The following is a 4,777-nucleotide window of genomic DNA, read 5'->3' on the forward strand; positions in this document are numbered from 1 at the left end:
GTCCTGCAGTGTATCTAGTAAGAGACGTATCGCTTATTGACTCGATGGGTAATATCTATCAAACAAAAGAAAGTGTACTTAGGGAAAAAGGATTTATAGAAGTATTTCGAGAGGAAGTAGAAGAAGAAAGTGTGGAAGCGTTCAAAATCCCTATTCTGCAAAGAGGGCATGAACTTCAAATCTGTGATTTCGAGTTACTGGAATCTAAAACAAAGAAACCCGCGCTACACACAGAAAGCTCAATTCTGACTTTCATGGAAACAGCTGGACGCAAAATTGATGACGAACATTTAAAAGAACTGATGAAAGGAAAGCGAATTGGAACCGTTGCAACCGAAGCAACCTTTATCCCCGCTTTACATGGGAAGAACTATATAGCCATTGAAAAAGGAAAAATCACGACAACTCCAATTGGTCGCGCTTTTATTGAGCAATTTCCTGTCCAACAAGTCAAAGATCCACTATACACAGCTGAAATGGAAGGGATGATATATCGTATTGAAAAGAATGAAATGAGTTATGAAGACTTCATTGTACAAACAAATGCGTTTGTACAAAAAATAACGCAAGAGATTATAAAAATTCCTGATACCATTTCGTACAATCTAATAGAGACCTGGAAGCAACAAATAGAGGTTTGCCAATGTCCTTGTAGAAATGGAATAATTTTAGATAGGGGGAAATTTTTTGGTTGCAGCAATCACCCGAACTGTAATATTGGCTTACCCAAAAAAATAAAAGAAAAAGCGATCCCTGCAGCACAAGTTAAAAAACTGTTTGAAGATAATAAAACAGATGTTATCAAAGGGTTTAAATCAAATGGGAAAGAGTTTTCTGCTTATCTATCATTCATAAACGGTGAAATTCGTTTTAGTTTACCTACAGTTGAAGAATTATCACTAGGTCAGTGCCCAAAGTGCCAAAAGGGACAAATTCTAAACCGTAAAACATTTTTTGGGTGCTCAGACCATCAAAACGGATGTAATTTTATGTTTCCAGCTAAAATTAAAGGTAAGAAATTATCGGATAGTCAGATTAAGAAGCTATTAAATAGTAATGTAACAGACTTCATTAATGGTTTTAGTGGGGAAAAAGGAGAATTCACAGCTGCCATTCGATTAAAGCCAGACTTTAGTATTTGTTTTGAATTTCCAACTGCAGAGGATCGTATGGTAGGTAAATGTCCATTATGCCAGGGGAGAGTTATTATAGGGAAAACAAACTATCTATGCGAACAATACAAAAAGGGTTGTGATTTCATCGTTTCAGGTATGATACTTGAAAAAAGAATTACAGCAAGCCAGATTAAGAAATTATTAGAAAAGAATATGACAGATACAATTCAAGGATTTAAATCGAAAAAAACGGGGAAATCGTTTGGTGCAAAATTAACATATGACTGTGCACAGAAGAGAATAACCTTTGTATATGAGAAGAAGAAATAATATTATAAAATCCTAAATTTCATATATAAAATTAATAAGAATTATGATATGATGAAAGTAACAAAATACTTCTAAATCTACCTGCAAAAGGACACACCTACGCATACATATGCCATAGGTGTGTCCTTTTTTCGTTGTCTATAAATCCCTAAAAAAGGGAGAGGGGGAAGATATATTGCKTACGAGTGAAATACCATCTACAGATGTATCTTTTGAGAATGTGGAGAGTCATAAGCGTAATAAGGGGAATGAAATATCAGTATGTCCCAAATGTAAAAAGCAATCATTCAGGGCTACGTTTAACGAACATCCAAAGTGGGTTCGTTTTTGCTTGTGTTGTGATTATAAAGAAGTTAATCCAGCATATAGTCCATTTGTATATTAAGTAGAGTGATACTAATAGGAAAGGATACTACGGTATGAAACCATGGATTAAGATTGCTTGTRTAACWTCATTAGTCTTTCAAATTACAGCATGCAGCAGTTCGACACAAATGAACGATTCAAAACCTGCACAAACAGTACAAAAGGAAATACAACATCACCTAGAAGGGAAAGGTATTGTTGATATTCCAGAAGTTTATAAGGGGAAATTAAAAGACTTAGAGACCGTTAAAGGGAAGGTATTACATATAAGGGACGGAGATACGATAGACGTGAACGTAAAGGGGCAGAAACAGACGGTAAGGTTACTGTTATTAGATACCCCTGAGTCTGTATCTCAGAAAATCCCACCACAAAAGATGGGGAAAGAAGCTTCTTCCTTTTTAAAGAAACAGCTAGATGGGAAAAGTGTAACCTTGGTTTATGATCGGGGACAAAAAGAAGACAAGTATGACAGAAAATTAGCGTATATATTTTGCGGGGGAATACATGTAAATGAATTAATGGTCAAATTAGGATACGGGATTGTAGCTTATATTACTAAACCGAACACTACGCTGCTTCCACAAATGTTAGATGCAGAAAAGAAAGCAAAATCAACTAAAAGTGGAGTGTGGAGTATCAAAGGTTTTGTGGATGAAAAGAAACATCATTATAACCGAAATGATGCCGCTTAACGCATATCACTCAAGCATAGTAAGAATACTAATGCTTTGAGATTAAAATAAGGAGGTTTTTAAGTGTGAAAGAGAATAAAAGAAACATGATCTTATCGTTTGTTATTTCGATTGTCTTTATATTTTCGAGCATGATGCCTTTCAGTAGTAACGAATACATCTATGTTATTTCAAAAATTGGAGCTGCAGCTGGTGTAATAAACATTGTGATGATGAGTGTTTTTTTGTATTTTCAAAGCAAAAAAATGAGATATTCATTGAATTAAACTGTAAGAGAGAAAGTTTTCCTTACTCACACTAAAAAGAGAGTGGTAAGGAAAACCACGAAGGAGATGGAAGAGATGAGTCAGGTAGCGGGATTCTTGAAATTCGTTTTAGCGAAAGAAAAACGATACGTATATTTGGCTGTATCAGAAAAGAGAAACAAACGTGTAAACACGCACATTTTTTATAAATTTGGTCAAATGGAAAAAGCATTGGAAAGTATGTACGAAATGCGGGATGATTTCGAGAATAAGTTCCCGATAGAACTAAAAGAAAAAGGATATGACTGGGAAGATATCAACGATTGGATACTTTCCATTGAGACAGGATTCTCAAAGCATGGAAATAAGCTAATCACATACGGACGCTAAGTAGAGCAGAACATTAAATGAGGTGAATGAAGAATGGCGTTAATTCGAAAGTATCAYATTGCAATTGCTTGGAYGATAGCTACWAGTGCAATGTTRATTAGTTTGKTTTTYAGTGAATGGATGAAGCTRCCKCCATGTGATTTGTGCTGGTACCAAAGAATGGCCATGTATCCATTAGTATTAATATTGGGGATAGGAATGTATAGGAAAGATCCGCACGTCAGCACGTATGCATTTCCATTTGCGTGTATCGGTTTAATGTTATCTGTATATCAAATTACAATTCAAGCGTTTCCTATTAGTGAGATGAAGATTTGTTCAGTAGGAGTTTCTTGTACAGAAGATTACTTAAATTTATTCGGTTTCATCTCGATACCTATGTTATCTTTTGTTGGATTTTTAGCAATCATAATACTTATATATATTAAATCTGATAGGGAGACAAAAGAACAAACAACATAGTGGTTATGAACAATGTACTCAAGTAAACACAACATACTAAAAAATAGATAATTAAAATAAAAGGAGAAATTAAAATGACAACTATTCAAGCAAGTAATGAAATGTACAAAATCCCAGAGGCGGATGTAGAATTATTAAAGATTATGGCCCATCCAGTTAGGTTACAAATTGTGAAGGAGCTAGAGCACCGCAAAATTTGCAATGTAACACAATTAACAGAGCTATTAGGTGTCCTTCAATCTACCGTATCTCAGCATTTATCTAAAATGCGCGGGAAAATTTTGCGTTCAGATAGAAGGGGGTTAGAGATGTACTATCATATTGTGAATTACAAGGCATGCCAAATTGTTAATGTATTAAGTTTGTAGAAACTCATGAGTAGTGTGATTGTATGAAGGTAAATGTATCTAATAAAAGTCGGTAGATAATTAATGTTGAATAAAAACAAAATTGGAAAACGAATTAAACAAATTAAAAACTTTCATATTCCGCCTTTAAGTCCCATCCAATTATGAGAAAAGCTAAAAAATAAAGAAGATTTACCTCTTCCAAAAGGGGCAGAAGGTTCATGTATTAGAGGATTGGATGTACCATCAAGATAAATTGTTGAACAGTTTGCATTTATAGGAAATGTAACAACAGAGTGGATTTAAAGGTACCTAAAATAAATGAGGAGACCAATGAGGTGAATTTTCTATACAAAAAAGAGTGCAGATTAAAATATCTGCACTCTTTTTTGTATAGAAATCTAAATGTATGACTAAGATGTTTAAAGATAAGTTGCTTCCAAAAGTATTAAGATTAACATTAACATTCTATATAACTATCTATTAGTCTTTATTAGATGTAATTGATTGAAATTATTGAATAGTTTTTTAAAAAAGTCTGTTGTAAATTCTATTAAATATATACAGTATTCAAATGAGATTTTAATGTACGTGTATGTACCGTTTGTAGTTACTAGATTGTGGTTTTGAATATGCTTCAACATTTCTGATAAACTTTTCTCCTTTTGGTATTCGGCAAGTTTTCTATCGAATGCAGGACCTTTATGTGCGATTTGATTCCTTAATTTTTTTATACCCGTTTCTAGTTCATCACATTGCTTTTTATCAATTTTTAATTTCATTGTTTTAGTTATATATTTTTTCGTTTTGTAGTAGCTATTTAAATT

Annotated in this window: 7 protein-coding genes; 6 read left to right on the forward strand and 1 reads right to left on the reverse strand. The window is 33.5% G+C overall.

Annotated elements, in window-relative coordinates; all coding sequences use genetic code 11:
- From AC1DJR_RS17590 to AC1DJR_RS17615, 6 genes are all read left to right on the forward strand, one after another.
- Positions 1-1,445 (forward strand): topoisomerase C-terminal repeat-containing protein (locus AC1DJR_RS17590; RefSeq protein ID WP_477003134.1); only part of this gene is annotated, 1,445 nt, incomplete at its 5' end.
- A 419-nt stretch (positions 1,446-1,864) separates the two neighbouring features.
- Positions 1,865-2,506, forward strand: a complete 642-nt coding sequence (locus AC1DJR_RS17595) for a thermonuclease family protein (RefSeq protein ID WP_477003135.1) — start codon at positions 1,865-1,867, stop codon at positions 2,504-2,506.
- Between the two features lie 65 nt (positions 2,507-2,571).
- Entirely contained in the window at positions 2,572-2,772 is a 201-nt protein-coding gene (locus AC1DJR_RS17600; protein ID WP_201053760.1) for a hypothetical protein, read from the forward strand.
- Positions 2,773-2,847: 75 nt separating this feature from the next.
- A complete protein-coding gene (locus AC1DJR_RS17605) occupies positions 2,848-3,141 on the forward strand; it encodes a hypothetical protein (protein WP_002139809.1) in 294 nt (97 codons plus the stop codon).
- A gap of 33 nt (positions 3,142-3,174) precedes the next feature.
- Positions 3,175-3,603, forward strand: coding sequence for a disulfide oxidoreductase (locus AC1DJR_RS17610; protein WP_477003136.1), 429 nt, complete (start codon positions 3,175-3,177; stop codon positions 3,601-3,603).
- A gap of 74 nt (positions 3,604-3,677) precedes the next feature.
- A complete protein-coding gene (locus tag AC1DJR_RS17615) occupies positions 3,678-3,971 on the forward strand; it encodes an ArsR/SmtB family transcription factor (protein WP_429688240.1) in 294 nt (97 codons plus the stop codon).
- 455 nt (positions 3,972-4,426) lie between these two features.
- Here the strand turns inward: AC1DJR_RS17615 and AC1DJR_RS17620 are convergent.
- On the reverse strand, positions 4,427-4,777 hold a 351-nt coding region (locus AC1DJR_RS17620; protein ID WP_477003137.1), incomplete at its 5' end, for a hypothetical protein.

It is taken from the genome of Bacillus sp. 05T31 (assembly GCF_056396725.1).